Below are 19,455 nucleotides of genomic sequence, written 5' to 3'. Positions count from 1 at the left end.
CCACATCAGATTCAGCCTGTGGCCGACACTGCATCAGGCTGAACCTCCGGCGCCGCTCGCGCGAACGCGTCCAACTCCTGGCAGGCTTCGACGATGCGGCGAATCGTCGGATAAGTCTCTAACGGCAGTTTCCAGCGCACCGCGTTGTAGTACTGCGGCACCAGGCAGGCGTCGGCCATTGTCGGCACCTCGCCATGGCAGAAACGCCCGGTCGCCGTACTGCCCGCCAGCATGGCTTCCAACGCACGGAAGCCCTCGCCGATCCAATGCCGCGACCATGTGCCGCGCACTGCATCGTCCGCGTGGAATTCGCAGCCCAGGTACTGCAACACGCGCAGATTGCCGATCGGATGCACATCGCACGCCAGCAGCTGTGCCAGCGCGCGGACCCGGGCACGGCCCATCGCATCCCGCGGCAACAGGGGCGGAGCCGGACGGGTTTCGTCCAGGTATTCCATGATCGCCATGGACTGGGTGAGCACCCGGCCGCCATCCACCAGACAGGGCACCAGCTCCTGCGGATTGAGCGCCCGGTAGTCCGGCTGGTGCTGCTCGCCGCCGTCGCGCACCAGGTGCACCGGATGGCTTTCGTAGGCAAGACCCTTGAGGTTCAACGCGATGCGCACGCGGTACGCGGCGCTGGAACGCCAATAACCGTACAGCACCAGATCCTGGGTCATGGGTCGCCCTCAAGCCGTGTCTTCGAGGCCGCCTAGGATACCCGCGGTGCGGTTTGCATCCCCATGGGGCGGGCGGGACAATACCGGGTTCGCGCCCTCCGGGCGCCATCAACTTGCATCCACGACATCCAACCAGGAGTAGCGCCGTGTCCTTCCTCCGCATGAGCGATCTTGATCTGCGCGGCAAGCGCGTGCTGATCCGCGAAGACTTGAACGTGCCGATCGAGGAGGGCCGGATCACTTCCACCCAGCGCCTCGACGCGTCCCTGCCCACCATCAAGGCCGCGCGCGATGCCGGCGCCAAGGTGATGGTCATGTCCCATCTGGGCCGCCCGAAGGAAGGGCAGTTCGATGCCGAATCCTCGCTCGCGCCGGTGGCGAAGTGGCTGGGCGACAAGCTCGGCTCCCCGGTGCGCCTCGTGGCCGACTACCTCGACGGCGTGGACGTCGCTGCCGGCGAGGTAGTGGTACTCGAGAACTGCCGCATGAACGTCGGCGAGGGCAAGGATGACGAGACCCTGTCCAGGAAGTATGCCTCGCTGTGCGACATCTTCGTAATGGACGCTTTTGGCACCGCACACCGCGCTCAGGCCTCCACCCACGGGGTGATCAAGTACGCCCCCGTCGCCGCCGCCGGCCCGCTGCTGTCGGCCGAACTGGACGCGCTGGGCAAGGCGCTGGAACACCCGGCGAAACCGTTGCTGGCGATCGTCGCCGGCTCCAAGGTATCCACCAAGCTGACCCTGTTGGAGAACCTGATCGGCAAGGTCGATCAGCTGATCGTCGGCGGCGGCATCGCCAATACTTTCATCGCCGCTGCCGGCTATGGCGTCGGCAATTCGTTGTACGAACCCGATCTGCTGGGCGCCGCCAAGAAGGTGATCGCCGACGCCAAGCGCCGCGGCGCCGAAGTGCCAATGCCGGTGGACGTGGTGGTGGCGCCCGAGTTCTCAGCGCATGCGCCGGCCACGGTGAAACCCGTGGACCAGGTCAAGGACGGCGAGCTGATCCTGGATATCGGCCCGCAGACCGCAAAGAACTATGCCGATCTGATCGCCAAGGCCGGCACGGTGGTGTGGAACGGCCCCGTGGGCGTGTTCGAATTCGACGCCTTCGGCAAAGGTACCGAGACGCTGGCTCGGGCGATCGCCGCTTCCAGCGCCTTCTCCATCGCCGGCGGCGGCGACACGCTGGCCGCGGTGGACAAGTACGGCATCGAGAATGATGTCTCCTATATCTCCACCGGCGGCGGTGCCTTCCTGGAGTTCCTGGAAGGCAAGGAGCTGCCGGCAGTGGCGGCACTCAAGGCACGCGCGGCGAAGTGAACCGCACACCGATGCTTTGCCTGTTCGACCTCGACGGAACGCTGATCGACTCGGAATTGGGCATTCTGTCCTGTATCCGGCACGCCTTCGATCGGCTTGGCGTGCCGGCGCCCGCCGAGCTGCGCCACTGGATTGGTCCGCCGCTGCGCTATAGCTTCGCACCGCTGCTTGATCACGACCCGGTGCGCGTCGAGGCGGCGGTCGAGCATTACCACGAGCGCTTTCATACCGTGGGCTGGCGCGAGCACACGGTGTATCCAGGCATCGAGGCCATGATTCAGCGCCTGCTCGATGCGGGCCACGAATTGGCCATCGTGACCAGCAAGCCCCATCGGCATGCCGCGCCGATCATCGAATCCTTCCCGTTCAGCCAGGCTTTCAGCCGGGTCTATGGCCCAGATCCGAGCAGCCCGCACAGCGAAAAAGCTTCGATGATCGCCGCGGCACTCGCCGATTTCGGCGCAGCGCCGGAGCGGACGGTAATGATCGGCGACAGGCACTTCGATATCGATGGTGCCGTTGCCAACCGCGTGCGCGGCATCGGTGTGTTGTGGGGTTTCGGTTCGCGCGAAGAACTGGAGCAGGCCGGCGCCAGCGCACTGGCAAGCGATCCGGCGCATCTGGGCGAATTGCTCGTCGCCTGACCCGGTAAAACCCACCTATAAAAAAAACGCCGCATGACGCGGCGTTTCTTATAGGGTCGAGGGAGATCCTCCTCCCTCGATGACGAGTGGATATCAGCCCACTACGCGCTTCACGGCGTCGATCACATGCGGCACGGTGAAGCCGAAGTGCTCGAACAGCTGGCCCGCGGGCGCGGACGCACCGAAGGTAGTCATGCCGACCACTTCGCCGTCCAGACCGACATATTTGCGCCAGAAATCGGCCGTCGCCGCTTCCACCGCTACGCGCGCGCGGCACCAGCCCGGGAGCACGCCCTCGCGATACTCCAGCGGCTGCTCGTCGAACACCTCGGTACACGGCATCGACACCACACGCACCGGAATGCCCTGCTGCGCCAGCGCACGTGCCGCTTCCATCGCCAGCTCCACTTCCGAACCGGTAGCGATCAGGATGGCCTTGAACTTGGTGTCCTGCGGATCCGACAGCACGTAGCCGCCACGCGCGATCGCAGCGACCTGCTGCTCGCTGCGCTGCTGATGCTTGAGATTCTGGCGCGAGAAGATCAGGCAGGCCGGAGCACCCTTGCGCTCGATCGCGGCCTTCCACGACACCGCAGACTCCACCGCATCGCACGGGCGCCATACCTGGTTGTTCGGGATGTAGCGCAGGCTGGCCAGATGCTCCACCGGCTGGTGCGTCGGGCCATCCTCGCCCAGGCCGATGGAGTCGTGGGTATAGACGTGAATGGCGTGTGCCGGAATCAGTGCACTCATGCGCACGGCGTTACGTGCATAGTCGGAAAACACCAGGAAGGTGGCGTCGTACGGAATGAAGCCGCCATGCAGCGCCAGGCCATTGGCGATCGCGGTCATGCCGAACTCGCGCACGCCGTAATAGACGTAGTTGCCCTTGCCATCGGCGCTGTTGCCATTGCCGGCGTCGAAGCTGCCCTTCCACTTGGTGAGGTTGGAGCCGGCCAGGTCGGCGGACCCGCCGATCAGCTCAGGCAGCAGCGGACCAAACGCGTCGAGCGTCATCTGCGAAGCCTTGCGCGTGGCGACTTCCGGACCTTCCGCCTGCAACTTGGCAATGTAGGCGCTGGATTTCTCGGCCCAATCGGCCGGCAGCTGCCCGGCTACGCGGCGCTTGAATTCGGCGGCGAGCTCGGGGTGTGCTGCGGCGTAGGCATTGAACACCTGATCCCAGGCCTGCTCACGCTTCGCGCCGGCCGCCTTGTGGTCCCAGCCGGCATAGATCTCGGCCGGAATCTCGAACGGCGCGTAATGCCAGTCCAGCTGATCGCGGGCGGCGGCGATCTCGTCTTTGCCCAGCGGCGCGCCGTGGCTCTCTTCCTTGCCCTGTTTGTGTGGCGCGCCGAAACCGATGATGGTCTTGGCGCAGATCAGCGTCGGCTTCTCGCTCTGTGCAACCGCCTTGGCGATGGCCTGCTTGATGGATTCCGCATCGTGACCGTCCACGCCGCGGACCACGTTCCAGCCGTAGGCCTCGAAACGCTTGGGCGTGTCGTCGGTGAACCAGCCGTGCACTTCGCCGTCGATGGAGATGCCGTTGTCGTCGTAGATCGCCACCAGCTTGCCAAGTCCCCAGGTACCGGCGAGCGCGGCGACCTCGTGGGAGATGCCTTCCATGAGGCAACCGTCGCCGAGGAACACGTAAGTGTGGTGATTGACGATCTCATGACCCGGACGGTTGAAATGCGCGGCCAGCACCTTCTCGGCCAGCGCGAAACCGACCGCATTGGCCAAGCCCTGGCCCAGCGGACCGGTGGTGGTTTCCACGCCAGGGGTTTCGCTGGCTTCCGGATGGCCGGCAGTCTTCGAGTGCAGCTGGCGGAAGCGCTTGAGTTCATCCATCGGCAGGTCGTAGCCGGTCAGATGCAGCAACGCGTACTGCAGCATCGAGCCGTGGCCATTGGAGAGCACGAAGCGGTCGCGGTTGAACCACTTGGGGTTCGCCGGGTTGTGGCTGAGGAAATCGTTCCACAACACCTCGGCAATGTCGGCCATGCCCATCGGCATGCCGGGGTGGCCGGATTTGGCGGCCTCGACGGCGTCCATGGCAAGGGCGCGGACGGCGTTGGCGAGTTCGCGGCGGGTGGTCATCTGGGAGTCTCCGGGGGCAGGCGGCGGCGAAAAACGTGCATTGTCGCCGATCCGCCCGAAGCTGTCGCCGCGCTTCACCCCGTTAGCCGGGCCTTAACTTGGCCTTAATTTTTGCGATCGCAATACGGAAACCCTTCAGGCCTGGATCGCTCTAATCCTTCGCATGGCTTACGAAGCCATGTGCGATCGCGCGTCATTTTCCCCTCCCTGTCGGCCGCGATCGCTCCCCAGTTAAGGAAGAAGAGGAGTATTCCCCCATGAAAAAGTCCCTACTTGCCCTCGCTTTCACCAGCGCCAGCGTCATTGGCGCCCCCGTCCTGGCTCAGGACACGGCTTCGACCGCCCAGGCGGGCGGCAACTACCTGCCCAGCCAGCCGGTGGGCAACGGCAACTGGTTCATCGGTGCCAACGTGGGCCGCACCAATGGCAGCGATACCGGCGGCTTCGGCAGCGGTAACGGCAGCGGTTTCAATTTCCTCAAAGGCGAGAAGGGTCGCCGTACCGGTTACGGCCTGCTCGGCGGCTATCGCTGGAAGGTCGGCCAGGACCTGGGCCTGGGCCTTGAGGCCGGCTACACCGACCTGGGCAACTACCGCGTCAAGAACGCCTTCAACGACAACGACGTGAACCAGCGCAGCACCACCAACGCCCTGCGCGGCTGGCTGCTGGGCGTGAACGGCCGCATCAACCTGGTGCCGCAGTGGTACATCAGCGCCCATGGCGGCTATTTCCACGCCAATGACAACAACAACAACTACAACAACAGCCTCGGCCAGGACCTTGGCCTGACCAGCGGCGGCCGTTCCGGTCGCGGCAGCTGGTATGCCGGCATCGGCACGGGCTGGGACATCAACGAGAACGTCAGCCTGGGCGTGAACTACGACTACTTCCACGCCAACGCCGGCAAGATCAAGAACACGACCACCGGCGAGGTCACCCAAGGCCTGAAGCGTTCCACTGGCATCGTGTCGCTGAGCGGCGAATACCGCTTCTGATATCTGGGAAACAGCAAGCCGGGTGAAAACGGGCGCCTCTGGCGCCCGTTTTTCTTTTGGTGGTCAGAACCTTGTCAGAAAGATTAACTTTTGCTTAATTCTGTACTAATCAGTATTGAAACTTCCTAGCTAAGACCCATCTAAGAGACGTGAAGCCGATCCCCGTCGGCCCACACGGCGTCAGCCCCTCCCCCATCCCCGTCATGTGGCTGGCGACCGTCTTTCCATAACAGGAGACTCTCCATGAAGAAGACGCTGCTTGCCCTCGCTTTCGCCACCGCCGGCCTGATGGCCATCCCTGCCGCTTTCGCGCAGAACGCGCCGTCCGACAACGGCGGCTGGTTCATCAACGGCAATGTGGGTCGCACTTCGATCAACAAGGGCCCGTACGACGACCACGACACCGGCTACGCCCTCAACGGCGGCTACCGTTGGTCGCTGGCTCCTAACTTCGCGCTGGGTGCCGAAGTCGGCTACAACGACCTGGGTAATATCCACCCGAAGAACATCTTCAACAGCAATCCGGTCGTCGATAAGGGCAAGACCCAGCTGCATGGCTGGACCGCCGGCGTCAACGGCCGCTTCAACATCGATCAGAACTGGTATGTCGGCGCGCGCGCCGGCGTGTACAGCTGGAAGGGTCACGGCCTGAGCAACGATGTCAATCCGGTGCGCAAGAGCCTGGACGACACCAGCTGGTATGCGGGTGCAGGCTTCGGTTACAACTTCAGTAACAACATGAGCGTCGGTCTGAACTACGACTACTTCGACGCGAAGAAGAACAAGGTGGACCTGAGCACGGACATGGTGTCGGTGAGCGCGGAATACCGCTTCTGAGATAAGGCAAGTCGCAGGCTGCCATGCGTCATGGCAAGCAAGCGAGCATGAACGCGGGAGGGCGCCGAAGGATGCCCTCCCGCTTGTCCGGCAAAGAAAAAAGGCGCCCTCAGGCGCCTTTTTTCTTTGCCTCGATGGAACCGGGCTTCAGCCGTTCCACTGCCCCAGGGCAGCCAAGCCGTTGTCCTTCGCGCGAGCGTGGACGGTCTTCTGCGCTTCCGCGACATTGGCCTTGATGTCCTTGGCCCACAGCTTCAGCGCAGCCTGCTGCATGGCGCGGCCGTAGGAGAAGGACAGCGGCCACGGATGCGGACCCATGCGGTTCATCGCATTCAAATGCGCGGTCGACTGTTCGTCGGTCTGGCCGCCGGACAGGAACACGATGCCCGGCAGCGTGGCCGGCACGGTGGTCTTGAGTACGCGCACCGTGGCCTCGGCCACTTCCTCGACGCTGGCCTGCTCGTCCGAATCCTTGCCCGGGATCACCATGCTGACCTTCAGGATGGTGCCTTCCAGCAGCACGTTCTGCTCGTACAGCGCGTTGAACAGGCTGCGCAGCACGGCCTCGTGCACCTCGTAGCTGACCTCGATGCTGTGGTCGCCGTCCATGATCACTTCCGGCTCGACCATCGGCACCAGACCGGCTTCCTGGCACAACGCGGCGTAACGGGCCAGCGCGTGGCAGTTGGCTTCAATCGCGGTGGAGCTGGGGTTGTCTTCGCTGATGTTGATCACCGCGCGCCACTTGGCGAACTGCGCGCCAAGCTTCACGTATTCCTGCAGGCGCTCGCGCAGGCCGTCCAGGCCTTCGGTCACCACGTCACCCGGAAAGCCGGCCAGCGGCACCGGGCCCTTGTCGACCTTGATGCCCGGGATGATGCCGTTCTTCTTCATCACCTCGGTGAAGGGCACGCCATCCTTGGTGGACTGGCGGATGGTTTCGTCGTACAGGATGGCGCCGGAGATGTGCTCGCTCAGGTTCGGCGTGGTGAGCAGCAGCTCGCGGTAGGCGCGGCGGTTCTCCTCGGTGTTCTCGATGCCGACGGCCTCGAATCGCTTCTTGATGGTGTTGGTCGACTCGTCGATGGCGATGATGCCCTTGCCGGGCGCGACCATCGCCAGCGCGATGCTTTCAAGATCTTCGATGCTCATGACGACTCCGTAGAAACGCGGGACGGCCCTTGGCCGCGTTGAAATGGAGACCATCCCGTCGCCGGGCGGCCAAGCCTAAAAGCGCGATTATAGCCGGATCGACGCAAGGGAACGCCCCGCCTCCAGAAGGAGGCAGGGTGCAGGCAGGCCGCGGAGCTTCGCGGGAGCGGGTCAGGCCTGATCGTAGCCGGGCAACTTGCAGGCGTCGGTGATCTTCTTGGCCTCAGCCTTGTCGTCGGGCAGGTTGAAGCCCATCACGTAGTAGGTGGAGACGGGTTCCTTCTTGCCGCTGTTGTTGAGCGCCGGGCCGTACTCGAAACGCTTGACCATGCTTAACGCCGCGGAGCTGAGATCGCTCTGCGGCACGACCTTGGCCACCACCGGATTCAAGGCCTTGCCGACCTCCCCGACCACGCCGATGTCGTACGCCACCGCCACGCATACCGGCTTGTTGAGGTTCTGCCCGCTGTTGGGGACGTCCGCGTCCACCTTGGTATTGAGCAGGATCCAGTACGACGAAAGATGTTCGGGGCCGACCTTGCGCGCCTGCGACTGAGCCATCGCCGGCGCGGCGACGGCTACCGCCAGCGCCGCTGCGGCGGCCAGCGACGGAGAACGAAGCATCGTGTTCATGTAGCCGACTCCTTGGAACGTGGGGATGTGGAAAGCAGTGTAGTCCTGGCGCCGCGTCGCGGCGCAAGCCGACACGCGAGACCCGCTTACAGGTCCTGCAGGCTTTCCACCACGCCCTCCGGCCCCACCGAGAGCAGCTTCAGCGTATTGGTGCCGCCGCCGCGACCGATATGGTCGCCATGGGTCATCACCACGCGGTCGCCCTCGGCGAGCTTGCCCTGGGCGAACAGCAGGCGCACTGCTTCGCGCGCCGAGGCCGCGGTGGTGTGCGAACTGGCGTGGGTGAACTCCACCGGCTGCACGTCGCGCAACATCAGCATGCGGCGGCGCGCGTCGGCGAATGGCGACAGCGCATAGATCGGTACCGCGCTGCGGTAGCGCGACAGCCACTGAGCCGTGGCGCCGGACTCGGTCAGCGCCACCAGTGCGCGCACGCCGACCTGACTGGCCAGCACCATCGCGGCCAGCGCAATGGCTTGGTCGGTACGGTCCAGGCGGTGCCCCGCGGTGGCCAAGTCTTCCTTGGGCTCGAACTGGCGCTCGGCACCCAGACAGATGCGGCGCAGCGCCGCCACCGCCTTGTCAGGATGCGCGCCGGCGGCCGACTCCTCTGACAGCATCACCGCATCAGTGCCGTCGATCACCGCATTGGCGACGTCCAGCACTTCCGCGCGGGTCGGGATCGGCGAACGCACCATCGATTGCAGCATCTGCGTGGCGGTGATCACTGCGCGGTTGCGCTGCACCGACTCGCGGATGATCTTCTTCTGCAGGCCCGGCAGCTCGGCGTCGCCGATCTCCACGCCCAGGTCGCCGCGCGCCACCATCACCACGTCGGACGCATCGATGATCTCGCCCAGCAGAGGGATCGCGTCGGCGCGCTCGATCTTCGCCACCAGTGACGCCTTGCCGCCGGCTTCTTCCAGCAGGCGGCGCGCCAGCTCCATGTCCGCGGCGGAACGCACGAACGACACCGCCAGGAAATCCGCGCCGATCTCGGCAGCGAGCTTGATGTCCGACTTGTCCTTCTCCGACAGCGCCGATACGGAAAGGCCGCCGCCCTGGCGGTTTAGGCCCTTGCGGTCGGACAAGCGCCCGGCCACCAGCACGCGGCAGCGCACTTCGGCACCGACTACGCTCTCGACCGTCAGCGCGACCAGGCCGTCGTCCAGCAGCAGCACGTCACCGGCGCTCACATCCCGGGGCAGATCGTGATAGCTCACGCCCACGCGGGTGGCGTCACCGGGGGCTGCGCCCGGGCTGCAGTCCAGCACGAAGCTATCGCCGACGCGCAGCTCCACTGGCCCGTTGGCGAACTTCTCGATACGGATCTTCGGACCTTGCAGGTCGGCCAGCACGCCCACTTCGCGCCCTAGCTTCTCGGCCGCCACGCGGACGGCATTGGCGCGGGCGCGGTGGTCGTCGGGCTGACCGTGCGACAGGTTGAGGCGGACGACGTCCACGCCTTCGGCGATGATTTTCTCGAGCATGCCCGGCACATCGGTGGCGGGGCCAAGGGTGGCGACGATCTTGGTGCGGCGCAGCGTAGTTTCGTTAGTCATCCTTCGAGGCTAGCAGAACTTCTCCGCCGCGCCAGAGGGTCTGGGCAGACCTTTTCCGGTGCCGTTCCATGCCATGGCCGGGACGACTGCCAAGCGGTCTACCACTGTTCGAAGTGGTATCACTGACCGAAGACCACATGAGTCACCAGCCATCAAACTGGTATGCCATAAGGACGTCCAGACGTCCTTCGCCAGATCCCCACCCAGGCGTCCCGCAAACCCATTCGCGCGATCGCTCCGATTCGCCGTGCAGGCGTCCGTCCAGGGCCATCGAAGGCCCGCCATCGTCCCGAAAAACACATCCTGCACCGCAACAAAAAGCCAATGCAGCAGGCGGCAATCAAGGCGCCAGCGCGCGATTCAATACGTCGGCCAAGCGCACGCCGGCCACGCGCAGTTGCCGCTCGGCCACCTGCAGTTCGGCAGCGACATAGGCATCGTCGATCTTGTGCCCATCCGGGTAGATGTCGCGGGTCGCCGCACAGGACTGCTCGGCCCACTGGGCATAAGGGTTATCCAGCGGCGCGATCGGTGCCGGCATGGTTTCCGCCGGCCGCGCCTGCAGCTCCTGCGCGTAGGCGCTCCAATCCTTGCCGTGCGTCGAGAGCAGGCCGGAATCCCACACGCTGTGCAGGTTGCTGCCCTTGCCCTGGAACTGCACCTGGTACGCATTGCCGCCCTTGTCGTCGCGATAACCGGCGTGCAGCGGCTGATGCACGTCGCCGACGAAATGCACCACGAATTTCAGCGCCTCCAGGCGTGCGGCATCCGGCTGGCCGCGGTCGGCGAGAATCGCCACGTAGCGCGCCAGCCCGTCGACCACGCACTGCCCGTCCTGGCAATCGCGCGGCGGCACATAGATGCAATCGTCGGCGCGAAAATTGATGTAGTGCAGCCGGGCCGTCGCCTTGGACAGATCCTGGCGCGTCGCATCGTCGCGCAGTTCGTCGGGCCAGCTGGCAACATCCGCCAGCGCAGTGGTGTGCTCCGGGGCGAGCAGGCGCTCCACTTCGGCCTCGGCGGCCGGGCTCAGCTGACGCTGGGCCAGCGCGGCGACAATGGCATGGCCCTGGCGGCCCCAGGCATGGACGGAAGGTGCGACGGCGAGCGCGGCCAGCAGGCCGGCGAAGAAACGGCGAGAAGAGAACATGAGCGAAACCGATGATGCGGGAGGGGAAAAACACGGGCCCGCCAAGGCCCGCGGCGCGACGAAGCACGGCGAGCGGCCGCGCGAAGCGCGCAGTCTGCCATGGCCGGACTCAGCCGGTGGCAGCCTTGTGCAGCAGCGTGCCGGCAGCGTCGCGTACGCTCACGTCGACCGGAATGCCCTGGCGCACGCTCTGCGTCACCGTGCAGAACTCTTCGAACTGCGCCAGCGCGCGGTCCGTATGGGCCAGATCGGCCTCCTGGCTGCCCAGCTGCAGATCCACCGCAATGCGCGCAACACGCCAGCGACCCTGCGCGTTGCGGGCGATCGTGGCGCGGGCCTTGGCGGCAAGCCGCTCCGGTTCGTTCTTGTACTTGCGCAGGGCGAACAACAGGCTGGCCGACAGGCAGTTGGCCACGGCGACGGCCAGCATGCGCGAGGGATTGGGGCCCTCGCCCATGCCTAGCGGCGGGTTCTCGTCGGTGAGCAGATCCGGGATGGCCGTATCGTCGAAGCGCACGCGGAATTCGTAAGCGGCGACCTGCTCGAGACTGACCTCGATGGTCTGTTGTTCGTCGCTCATGGCTTCCCTCTGGTGATCGCTCGCGGATAAAGGCGGGAGCCTACCCCACATGCGCCCCTGCTGAACCGTGCCGGATGAGATGGACCCGCGTTCCGGCTACCATAAGCGTTCGTTGGCGGCCGGGTCCGGCCGCCGCTGTCCCGTCATCACTCCGGAGGACGCTGTCTCATGGCCATCAAGGTCGCCATCAACGGTTACGGTCGCATCGGCCGCAATGTTCTGCGCGCGCTGTACGAGTCCGGTCGCACCAACGAATTCCAGATCGTTGCGATCAACGACCTCGGCGACGCCGAGACCAATGCCCACCTGACTCAGTACGACACCGCGCACGGCAAGTTCCCGGGCACCGTGTCGGTGGACGGCGGCGATTTGATCGTCAATGGCGACCGCATCAAGGTCTGTGCCGAACGCGACCCGTCCAAGCTGCCGTGGGGCGAACTGGGCGTGGACGTGGTGCTTGAGTGCACCGGCCTGTTCACCTCAAAGGCCAAGGCCGGCGCGCACATCACCGCGGGCGCCAAGAAGGTGATCATCTCCGCCCCGGGCGAAAAGGACGTGGACGGCACCTTCGTGTTCGGCGTCAACGACGACAAGCTCACCGCCGCGCATCAGGTCATCTCCAACGCCTCGTGTACCACCAATTGCCTGGCGCCGCTGGCCAAGGTGCTGCACGAGAAGGTCGGCATCGTGCACGGCCTGATGACCACCATCCACGCCTACACCAACGACCAGGTCCTCACCGACGTCTATCACAAGGACCTGCGCCGCGCCCGCTCGGCCACCATGAGCCAGATCCCGACCAAGACCGGCGCCGCCGCCGCGGTGGGCCTGGTGCTGCCGGAGCTGAACGGCAAGCTGGACGGCTTCGCCATGCGCGTGCCGACCATCAACGTGTCCGTGGTGGACCTGAGCTTCGTCGCCGCCCGCGCCACCAGCCACGAAGAGATCGACGCAATCATCAACGAAGCCGCCAACGGCAAGCTCAAGGGCATCCTGGCGGTGAACACCAAGCCACTGGTGTCGGTGGACTTCAACCACAACCCGGCCTCCTCCACCTACGACGCGACCCAGACCCGCGTGATGGGCGGTACGCTGGTGAAGGTGCTCAGCTGGTACGACAACGAGTGGGGTTTCTCCAACCGCATGCTCGACATCACCAAGGCGCTGATGGCCGCCAAGTAAGAGGCCTCCGCCGGATGGACGAAAAGGCCGGGCCATGCCCGGCCTTTTTCATTGCGTCCTCTTGCCGCACAGCTTGCGCGTGCACCGCGCCTATCATGAGCACATGGCACGCTCCCCGATCATTGACGAAACCGGCCTGGCGGCCCTGGTCGACCGCTTCTACGACAAGGTCCGCACCGACCCGATGCTCGGACCGGTATTCGACGCCGCCGTGCACGACTGGGACGAGCACAAGCGCACGCTGGTCTCGTTCTGGTCGTCCGTGGCACAGGGCACGCAGCGTTATCGTGGTTCGCCGATGTCGGCGCACCGGCGCCTGCCGATCCGCACCGAGCACTTCGACCGCTGGCTGACGCTGTGGCGCGAAACGGCGTCGGAAGTGTTCGATGAAGCGGCCGCCGCGCGAATGGTCGAATACGCCGAACGCATCGGCAACAGCCTGCGCATGGGGCTTGGCCTGTCGGAACGCCGAGGGGCGCGGCCGCTCGGCATTCCTATCGTCAACGGCTGAGCTCGCGCGATTGGCGCCTTACGCCAGCACCTTCAGCGCCGCATCGTAATTCGGCTCGTCGGCGATCTCGCCCACCAGTTCCGCATGCAGCACCTTGTCATTCGCGTCGAGCACGACCACCGCGCGCGCGGCCAGGCCGGCCAGCGGGCCGGAAGCGAGCGCCACGCCGTAGTCACGCAGGAACTCCCCGCCGCGCAGCGTCGACAGCGTCACCACGTTGTCCAGACCCTCGGCGCCGCAGAAGCGTGCCTGCGCGAACGGCAGGTCGGCAGAAATGCACAGCACCACGGCGTTATCGAGCGCAGCGGCCTTCTCGTTGAAGCGGCGCACCGACGTAGCGCAGGTCGGCGTATCGATGCTGGGGAAGATGTTGAGGACCTTGCGCTTGCCGTCGAACGACGACAGCGCCTTGTCCGACAGATCCTTGGCGACCAGCTTGAACGCCGGCGCCTTGTCGCCGGCGACGGGGAAGCGGCCGTCGACCTGCACCGGGTTGCCTTTGAGCGTAACCGTAGACATGCGAATCTCCTGATTGGGAATGGCCGCCAAGTAAACCACGCCACGATGGCGGCATCCATGTGGCTCAGTCCAGGGCCTTTTCCAGGTTCTTCTCGAACAGGTCGCTGTCGCGGTCGCTGGTCATGTCGTAAAGGTTGTAGCGCCGATTCAGGCGCGCGCCACCGTCGCGCAGCAGCGGTTCCCAGTTGAAGGTGGCACGGGCGCGGCTGGAGTGCGGCAGCAGCAGGTCGAACGGAATCGAGAAGTAGATGCCCTTGTCGAAACTGCCCTCGCCCGTCTGCGTGCCGGACTTGTTGGTCAGCGTGGCATACGCGCCCATGCGTACGCCGTTGTCGAACTCGCGCGACACGTCCACCGTCACGCCATAGTCCTTGGCCAGGTAGCGCCCCACGCTGGCGGCGACGGTGACATCGTGGAAGCCGGTGTTGAAGTACACCGTCGCGTTGCCCACCACGGTGTGGTACGGACGCAGCGCGAAATCCTGGCGGTAGCCGCGCTGGCGCACCCAATTGAGGTCCACCCCGAAGGCCCAGCGCTCGCCATAGGGCCGGTACAGCACTTCGCCACCCACACCGGCGTACATCGGCTCCAGCATGCCGGCATAGGCCATCCCGAACACATCCGGCGCAAGGACCTTGGTGCCGGTGAGCTGGAAGTTCGGCATGGTCACGTCGGACGTGGTCATGTACTGCCGGATATTGGTGCGCACGCGCGGCAGCAGACTGGGTGCGGTGTAAGTGAACTTGTCGTAGTTGTTGAGCAGGTTGACGCTCACCACGCCGTCCCACCACAGGTTGCGGTTGAAACGGTAGGTCGCGCTGCCGTTGACCGCGAACTGGTAAAGCACGAACGCGTTAGGTCCGCCCAGGCTCTGCTGGTAGGACAGCGCCACGCCGCCATCGAATTTCTTCGGAGGCTGCGTGTAGAGCGTTTCTTCCTGCTGGGTCGCCGGCGGGTTCTGCTCTGCGCTGCGGCGGAACTCCTGCATGTCGATGCGATGGTCGAGCGCATCGATGAAGCGCGGCCGGTGCACGCTCTGCTCGGCCACGGGCATGCCATAGCTTTCGTCGGCCAGGGTGAACCAGTCGATGCTGTGGTCGACCCGGTTGTCCAGGATGCGCGCCGTGCGCCCCAGCGAGCGACTTGGATAGAAATACGCACGCGGCTCGCCATGCACCACCAGCTCCGACCCGCGCCGGCCGATGCTGCTCACGTCGATACCCGCGTTGTCGCCGAGCGCCTTGCTCAGCGCCTGCCAGTCGACCTGCTCCGGCGGCTTCTGCGGCAGCGCCGCCGGTCCCTCCGGCGGATCCAGCGTGGCGGCAAGGCCACGCACCGGCTCCGGCGGCGGATCGGCAGTCTTGCGCGGCTCTGCGTGACGCGCGAGGTTGGAATGCAGCGTCAGCGTCGCCATCACCTTGTCGCCGCGCTCGAATCCGATCGAGAAATCGACGTTGTCGTTGACGCGATACAGCGCCGCCACATTGATCGGCGAACGCTGCTTGAAGCGGTTGCCCAACCCTTCGTGCTTGTAGTTGTTGCCGTCCAGCTCGACTTTCAGGCGCAGCTTGTCCAGCGGCGTCTGGTACTCGATGCCGCCGATGACCGCCGCCGGTCCGCGGAAGTAGCGCAGTGTGTTGAACTCGCCACCCTGCTGGTTGGTATTGCCGGCGCGGTTGTCGAAGCCGCTCCAGGCCCATCCCAGCGGGCTCTTGATGTCGCCGCGCGAGCCCATGTTGCCCCAGGCCAGACCCGCCGTGACGTCCACCGGCCCGAAGCGCTTGCTCGCCACCACGTACTCGCTGCCGAACAGGCCGGTACCGCCGATGTCGCGCCCGCCCACTGCCACCGCCGGACGCCAGCGCGTTTCATCCCAGAGGCGCACCTTCAGGTCGATCGATTTGTCCTTGTAACTCTGATGGCCGCTCAGACCGACGGGCCCATACAAGCGGTTGCTCACCGCCGAATAACGGAACGTGCCCTCGATCCAGGGCAGCGGCTGCATGGACAGGTTGTAATGCGTGTATGGATACGTGCGTGACGCCGTCAACGCGAGGTCGCCTTCGTCGGCCATGCGCGCCGTGGGCGTCTGCATCAGACCCACTTCGCCGAAGTCGTTGCGCGTATAGCCGGGCGCATCCTGCGCGTGCAGCACGCCGGCAATGCACTGCGCCAGCAACAGGCCGGCGGGAAGCGCGGCCTGCACGTAGTAACGGCGGCGCGCGCTGCTCATCGCTCCGCTCCGCCAGCGAGCGGCTGCGTGGCGATGAAATCGGCCATTTCGCGATTGAACACGGCGTCCGCTGCGCCAGCGATGCGCCGCTGATCCAGGGGCACATAGATGATCGCACCGGGCGCCAGCACGATCGGCGAGCTTTCGTTCCACAACGCGACACCCAACGCGAACACCTGTCCGTCAGGCTGGATCACGAACAGCGCATCGCGATCGGCCATGCGCACGGGACAATCCTTCAGGTAGCGCCGAGCGTCCTGCAGCGCCACGTGCGGCAGCTCGCACGGCTGCTCCACGGCACCCACGACGCGCACCGTATGCGGTCGCAACGGATAGGCCAGCGCGTCGCCATCTTGCAGCGGAAGGTTATCCGCGCTGGTCGCCGCGAGCGCGCCCGGATCGAGCGTTCGCGCCACGCGTCGCCCGGTCACCGGCATCGCCTGCAACCAGGTTCGCAGTCTTCCGCTCAGCTCCGCCAGCGGTGTATCGCCCTCGTCCCGCGCACGGTTGGCGACCGCCCCGAGCTCATAGAGCAGGCCAGCTTGCAGGCGTCGTTGCGGCAAAATCAGCGCTTGCTGCGTCCAGCTCGCGCCCAGCGCATAGGCAGTGGTGCGCACCTGCGCCGCCGCCGCGGCATCGGCCAGCCTCGCATTGCCTTGCAGTGTCTGCGTGCCCGGCTTTTCGACGTCGCCGGAAACGGTGACCGAAACCGCCGCTACCGCGTGGATCGGCCAGCAAAGACAGGCCAGCCATCCGAGCAGGCGGACGAGCCTCACGTTCGCGGCTCCCGGTAGGGACGCAGCTGCACCAGCTCCAGCGCCTGGCCCGGCGCGGCATGCTGGCGGCTCTTCCAGATGAAGCCGTCGGCGGGATCGGCCCAGTAGCGATTGACCACGTCGAAGCCGTCGGCGCGTATGCGCTCGTCATAGCGGCGCAGGCGATGCACCTGGCCGAGGATGTTCACATCCTCGATGTCACGGGGTTCCAGCGTCGCCGTGGCGACAACGCCGTAACGGTAGCCCGGCGACCAGTCGAGCACCCGCCGGTAAGCAACCGGCGCCTGCACGTGTTGCAGACCGTCGGCGAATGGATCGGCACCATCGAACGCGACGCCGTCGAGGTTCTGCTCGAGACCCACCGTGCGCATCAGCACGCCGTGACGCAGAAACAGCGCCTGGCCATCTTGCCCGTACCAACCCTGCACGTCCCCGCGCACGCTGGCCAGCAACAAGACGGCCTCGCCGCCCGGCGCCGTCACTTCGAGCTGGTAATAGGGCTCGGCCGCGACAGACGCCGCCGTCGGCCGCACCGAGGTGCCGCCGCCGATCGCCTGCCGCACGCTCTCCATGCTGCCCATGGAGACATCGGTGCAGGCGGTGGCCGCGCAGCCCGCAGCCGCGATGGCCGCGAGGCGGAGCCAAGCTCGCCACGGTAGATTCATCATGCGCGCACGCATCAATTGGTCAGGTCGTTCTTAGCCGAAGCCGCGTTGCTGACGATGCCCGACAGAGGCAGCAACTGAGAGAGGAAGCGGTTCCAGCGCGTCACGCCGGCAGGACCGACGAACACCACGTCGCCCGGTCGCACCGAAAACTGTGACGCCATCGCGAAGGCGGCGGGCGACTTCGCATCGAGCTGGTAGATCGTGGCCGGTGACTTCTCCATGTCTTCCACACCACGGATCACGTACACCGCATTGCCCTTGGAGGTCGTCTCATTGAGTCCACCGGCCTTGCCCAGCGCCTGCGACAAACTCATGTCGCTGGTCTTGAACGGGAATGCCGCCGGACGGAGCACCTCACCCACCACGTAGACCTCCTTGCGGTCGGCATAGGGAAGGAAGATCTGGTCGCCGGGCTTGAGCCAGATATCGCCCAGCTGGCTGCTGCGCGTCAGCGCATCGAGATCGAGGTGGTAATCGTGTCCTTCGCGCGAAAGCACCAGGCCGGAAAGATCCGCCTGGTCGGTATTGATCTGTGCCGTGCCGATCGCCTGCGCGAGGCTGATCGGCGTGACTGTCACCGGCAGCGGCTCGGTCTTCACGAATGCGCCGCGCATCACGATGCGCTGCGCGCCGTAGCTGATCACGCTCATATCCACCTGCGGATCGCGCACGAACGAAGCCAGTCGCCGTGTGATCTCCGTGCGCAGTTCCTCCACGGTCTTGCCCGCGGCCTTCACCACGCCGACATAGGGATAGAACAGCGTGCCGTCGGCACGCACCACGCGACCATTAGCGCTGGGCAACTGCTGCGAGCCCGCCGGCGAGGTCAGTTCCGGGTGGTCCCACACCGTGATGTAGAGCGAGTCGCCAATACCGATGCGGTAAGGCTCCGGCTGATAGTCACGCAGTTCCGCGGGAATGCTGGACGGCGGATTGGTCGCCTTGTCCATCGCCAGCAGCTTGGGCGTGATCGGCACCAGTTGATAGCGTGCCGCGTCGATCGAGCCCTGGCGCGAGAAGTCGTACGTGCTCATGTGCTGACCAGGTGCCCAGATACAGCCATGCAGGGTCAGGGCGGCACACGCCAACAACAATGCCCGTCGCTTGTTCATCCGTAGAGCCCTTCGATTATCGCTAACGCCGCGAAGCGGCGATTGGATCCTCGGCCCCCTACCGATGACGTATGACGTACCCGGCCAGCGCGACCACGCTGGCCGGCGAGCCGATCGACGCGCTTTTTGTGAAGCGCGTCGTTAAGACCAGATCAATGCGTACCTGTCGTACCCGTGGTGCCGCCGGTTCCTCCGGTGCCACCCGTACCTCCGGTGCCGCCCGTACCGGCTACCGCCGCGGCGGCCGCTGCACCAGGGCCAGCATGTGCAGCTTTCATGCTGCCGTGCGCAGCGGCTTTCGCACGCGCAGGCGTCACCAGCTGCGCGGGGTTCGCAGGCTTCGCCTGCTGCTGTTCTATGAGCTGGTTCACAGTTGTGGGCTGTTGCGACGGACTCTGCGCGTTCTGAGCGAAAGCAGCGCCCGTGCCAGTGAGGAGCAGAGCAAGCGTGGTAGCGGCGAGAAGTTTCATATGCATCCTCTTGGATTCATCGCATGGGAGGAGGAGATGCGTAACGTGGAGCTAGTGGAATGTAGCGTCGTTCGTTCGGACATGACTGAACCAACACCAACCCGACATAAGAGAATTCCACAAGACATTCACTCACATCGCTTAGAGTTGCCGTTCACCGCGATCGCCTTCAACACGCATGGCACATCTATGTCGCGGGATCGTGATGTCGCGCAACCTTTTTAGCGTTGCGGCATCGCCGGTACAGGTCGCTGTCATCACTTCTTCGTAGAAGCGAGCAACGATACGCAACGCGTGACCTGTCCATCGTTGCAAGCTGTCCC

The 19,455-nt window shown here is 65.2% G+C and carries 19 protein-coding genes; 7 read left to right on the top strand and 12 right to left on the bottom strand.

Translation table 11 applies throughout. The features are described 5' to 3' along the window. Nucleotides 1-11: 11 nt before the first annotated feature. Nucleotides 12-680 carry a maleylacetoacetate isomerase gene (gene maiA, locus ACNR9O_RS01035; RefSeq protein ID WP_473683802.1) on the bottom strand — a complete coding sequence of 223 codons (669 nt, stop codon included), beginning with the start codon at nucleotides 678-680 and terminating at the stop codon, nucleotides 12-14. 146 nt (nucleotides 681-826) lie between these two features. On the opposite strand from maiA, the gene ACNR9O_RS01030 reads away from it, so the two are divergent. Both ACNR9O_RS01030 and ACNR9O_RS01025 read left to right on the top strand, forming a co-directional pair. Beyond that, nucleotides 827-2,005, top strand: coding sequence for a phosphoglycerate kinase (locus ACNR9O_RS01030; RefSeq protein ID WP_473683804.1), 1,179 nt, complete (start codon nucleotides 827-829; stop codon nucleotides 2,003-2,005). Between the two features lie 11 nt (nucleotides 2,006-2,016). Further along, entirely contained in the window at nucleotides 2,017-2,649 is a 633-nt protein-coding gene (locus ACNR9O_RS01025) for an HAD hydrolase-like protein (protein WP_473700731.1), read from the top strand. 93 nt (nucleotides 2,650-2,742) lie between these two features. Here the strand turns inward: ACNR9O_RS01025 and tkt are convergent, their stop codons facing one another. Further along, complete coding sequence (gene tkt / locus ACNR9O_RS01020; protein ID WP_473683808.1) at nucleotides 2,743-4,752, bottom strand: transketolase; 2,010 nt, start codon at nucleotides 4,750-4,752, stop codon at nucleotides 2,743-2,745. Nucleotides 4,753-5,009: 257 nt separating this feature from the next. Between tkt and ACNR9O_RS01015 the strand changes: the two genes are divergently transcribed. Together ACNR9O_RS01015 and ACNR9O_RS01010 are read left to right on the top strand one after the other, a co-directional pair. Next, on the top strand, nucleotides 5,010-5,747 hold the full coding sequence (locus tag ACNR9O_RS01015; protein ID WP_473683810.1) for an outer membrane protein: 738 nt from the start codon (nucleotides 5,010-5,012) through the stop codon (nucleotides 5,745-5,747). Nucleotides 5,748-5,990: 243 nt separating this feature from the next. Next, nucleotides 5,991-6,584: a porin family protein gene (locus tag ACNR9O_RS01010; protein ID WP_473683812.1), complete on the top strand. Its 594-nt coding sequence runs from the start codon at nucleotides 5,991-5,993 to the stop codon at nucleotides 6,582-6,584. 147 nt (nucleotides 6,585-6,731) lie between these two features. On the opposite strand, the gene ACNR9O_RS01005 is transcribed toward ACNR9O_RS01010, so the two are convergent. The 5 genes from ACNR9O_RS01005 to ACNR9O_RS00985 form a co-directional block, all read right to left on the bottom strand. Further along, nucleotides 6,732-7,736 carry a class I fructose-bisphosphate aldolase gene (locus ACNR9O_RS01005; protein ID WP_473683814.1) on the bottom strand — a complete coding sequence of 335 codons (1,005 nt, stop codon included), beginning with the start codon at nucleotides 7,734-7,736 and terminating at the stop codon, nucleotides 6,732-6,734. Between the two features lie 171 nt (nucleotides 7,737-7,907). After that, nucleotides 7,908-8,369, bottom strand: coding sequence for a hypothetical protein (locus ACNR9O_RS01000; protein ID WP_473683816.1), 462 nt, complete (start codon nucleotides 8,367-8,369; stop codon nucleotides 7,908-7,910). Between the two features lie 86 nt (nucleotides 8,370-8,455). Continuing rightward, nucleotides 8,456-9,931 carry a pyruvate kinase gene (gene pyk, locus ACNR9O_RS00995; protein WP_473683818.1) on the bottom strand — a complete coding sequence of 492 codons (1,476 nt, stop codon included), beginning with the start codon at nucleotides 9,929-9,931 and terminating at the stop codon, nucleotides 8,456-8,458. Between the two features lie 340 nt (nucleotides 9,932-10,271). Continuing rightward, nucleotides 10,272-11,081 (bottom strand): S1/P1 nuclease, encoded by an 810-nt coding sequence (locus tag ACNR9O_RS00990; RefSeq protein ID WP_473683820.1) that lies wholly within the window; start codon nucleotides 11,079-11,081, stop codon nucleotides 10,272-10,274. 109 nt (nucleotides 11,082-11,190) lie between these two features. Next, complete coding sequence (locus tag ACNR9O_RS00985; RefSeq protein WP_473683822.1) at nucleotides 11,191-11,661, bottom strand: OsmC family protein; 471 nt, start codon at nucleotides 11,659-11,661, stop codon at nucleotides 11,191-11,193. A gap of 168 nt (nucleotides 11,662-11,829) precedes the next feature. On the opposite strand from ACNR9O_RS00985, the gene gap reads away from it, so the two are divergent. Together gap and ACNR9O_RS00975 are read left to right on the top strand one after the other, a co-directional pair. Next, a complete protein-coding gene (gap, locus tag ACNR9O_RS00980; protein WP_473683824.1) occupies nucleotides 11,830-12,843 on the top strand; it encodes a type I glyceraldehyde-3-phosphate dehydrogenase in 1,014 nt (337 codons plus the stop codon). A gap of 103 nt (nucleotides 12,844-12,946) precedes the next feature. Beyond that, a complete protein-coding gene (locus ACNR9O_RS00975; RefSeq protein WP_473683826.1) occupies nucleotides 12,947-13,354 on the top strand; it encodes a group III truncated hemoglobin in 408 nt (135 codons plus the stop codon). 18 nt (nucleotides 13,355-13,372) lie between these two features. Here ACNR9O_RS00975 and tpx read toward each other — a convergent pair whose 3' ends face one another. From tpx to ACNR9O_RS00950, 5 genes are all read right to left on the bottom strand, one after another. Next, nucleotides 13,373-13,873 (bottom strand): thiol peroxidase, encoded by a 501-nt coding sequence (gene tpx / locus ACNR9O_RS00970; protein WP_473683828.1) that lies wholly within the window; start codon nucleotides 13,871-13,873, stop codon nucleotides 13,373-13,375. 64 nt (nucleotides 13,874-13,937) lie between these two features. Continuing rightward, nucleotides 13,938-16,106, bottom strand: a complete 2,169-nt coding sequence (locus ACNR9O_RS00965; RefSeq protein WP_473683830.1) for a YjbH domain-containing protein — start codon at nucleotides 16,104-16,106, stop codon at nucleotides 13,938-13,940. Beyond that, the gene (locus ACNR9O_RS00960) at nucleotides 16,103-16,882 is read right to left on the bottom strand and encodes a capsule biosynthesis GfcC family protein (RefSeq protein WP_473683832.1); all 780 of its coding nucleotides are present in this window, start codon (nucleotides 16,880-16,882) and stop codon (nucleotides 16,103-16,105) included. The genes ACNR9O_RS00965 and ACNR9O_RS00960 overlap by 4 nt, the downstream gene beginning before the upstream one ends. Beyond that, the gene (locus ACNR9O_RS00955) at nucleotides 16,879-17,463 is read right to left on the bottom strand and encodes a YjbF family lipoprotein (RefSeq protein WP_473683834.1); all 585 of its coding nucleotides are present in this window, start codon (nucleotides 17,461-17,463) and stop codon (nucleotides 16,879-16,881) included. Before ACNR9O_RS00955 ends, ACNR9O_RS00960 begins: the two co-directional genes overlap by 4 nt. Nucleotides 17,464-17,561: 98 nt before the next feature. Further along, nucleotides 17,562-18,584, bottom strand: a complete 1,023-nt coding sequence (locus ACNR9O_RS00950; RefSeq protein ID WP_473683836.1) for a polysaccharide biosynthesis/export family protein — start codon at nucleotides 18,582-18,584, stop codon at nucleotides 17,562-17,564. A 149-nt stretch (nucleotides 18,585-18,733) separates the two neighbouring features. Between ACNR9O_RS00950 and ACNR9O_RS00945 the strand changes: the two genes are divergently transcribed. Continuing rightward, nucleotides 18,734-19,357, top strand: a complete 624-nt coding sequence (locus ACNR9O_RS00945) for a hypothetical protein (RefSeq protein WP_473683838.1) — start codon at nucleotides 18,734-18,736, stop codon at nucleotides 19,355-19,357. The last annotated feature ends 98 nt before the right edge of the window (nucleotides 19,358-19,455 follow it).

The organism is Dyella sp. CR10, assembly GCF_055814425.1.
The sequence above is the reverse complement of the archived record's forward strand: the minus strand, read 5'-3'. Positions and strand labels throughout refer to the sequence as shown.

What these genes read in the sequence shown, in the direction of transcription:
- ACNR9O_RS00945 (WP_473683838.1), top strand. Translation starts at nt 18,734, where the DNA reads ATGACGTACCCGGCCAGCGCGACCACGCTGGCCGGCGAGCCGATCGAC.
- ACNR9O_RS00975 (WP_473683826.1), top strand. Translation starts at nt 12,947, where the DNA reads ATGGCACGCTCCCCGATCATTGACGAAACCGGCCTGGCGGCCCTGGTC.
- ACNR9O_RS00955 (WP_473683834.1), bottom strand. Translation starts at nt 17,463, where the DNA reads ATGGGCAGCATGGAGAGCGTGCGGCAGGCGATCGGCGGCGGCACCTCG.
- ACNR9O_RS00950 (WP_473683836.1), bottom strand. Translation starts at nt 18,584, where the DNA reads ATGAGCACGTACGACTTCTCGCGCCAGGGCTCGATCGACGCGGCACGC.
- tpx (WP_473683828.1), bottom strand. Translation starts at nt 13,873, where the DNA reads ATGTCTACGGTTACGCTCAAAGGCAACCCGGTGCAGGTCGACGGCCGC.
- ACNR9O_RS00985 (WP_473683822.1), bottom strand. Translation starts at nt 11,661, where the DNA reads ATGAGCGACGAACAACAGACCATCGAGGTCAGTCTCGAGCAGGTCGCC.
- ACNR9O_RS01010 (WP_473683812.1), top strand. Translation starts at nt 5,991, where the DNA reads ATGAAGAAGACGCTGCTTGCCCTCGCTTTCGCCACCGCCGGCCTGATG.
- gap (WP_473683824.1), top strand. Translation starts at nt 11,830, where the DNA reads ATGGCCATCAAGGTCGCCATCAACGGTTACGGTCGCATCGGCCGCAAT.
- ACNR9O_RS00990 (WP_473683820.1), bottom strand. Translation starts at nt 11,081, where the DNA reads ATGTTCTCTTCTCGCCGTTTCTTCGCCGGCCTGCTGGCCGCGCTCGCC.
- tkt (WP_473683808.1), bottom strand. Translation starts at nt 4,752, where the DNA reads ATGACCACCCGCCGCGAACTCGCCAACGCCGTCCGCGCCCTTGCCATG.
- ACNR9O_RS01025 (WP_473700731.1), top strand. Translation starts at nt 2,017, where the DNA reads ATGCTTTGCCTGTTCGACCTCGACGGAACGCTGATCGACTCGGAATTG.
- maiA (WP_473683802.1), bottom strand. Translation starts at nt 680, where the DNA reads ATGACCCAGGATCTGGTGCTGTACGGTTATTGGCGTTCCAGCGCCGCG.
- pyk (WP_473683818.1), bottom strand. Translation starts at nt 9,931, where the DNA reads ATGACTAACGAAACTACGCTGCGCCGCACCAAGATCGTCGCCACCCTT.
- ACNR9O_RS01005 (WP_473683814.1), bottom strand. Translation starts at nt 7,736, where the DNA reads ATGAGCATCGAAGATCTTGAAAGCATCGCGCTGGCGATGGTCGCGCCC.
- ACNR9O_RS01000 (WP_473683816.1), bottom strand. Translation starts at nt 8,369, where the DNA reads ATGAACACGATGCTTCGTTCTCCGTCGCTGGCCGCCGCAGCGGCGCTG.
- ACNR9O_RS00965 (WP_473683830.1), bottom strand. Translation starts at nt 16,106, where the DNA reads ATGAGCAGCGCGCGCCGCCGTTACTACGTGCAGGCCGCGCTTCCCGCC.
- ACNR9O_RS01015 (WP_473683810.1), top strand. Translation starts at nt 5,010, where the DNA reads ATGAAAAAGTCCCTACTTGCCCTCGCTTTCACCAGCGCCAGCGTCATT.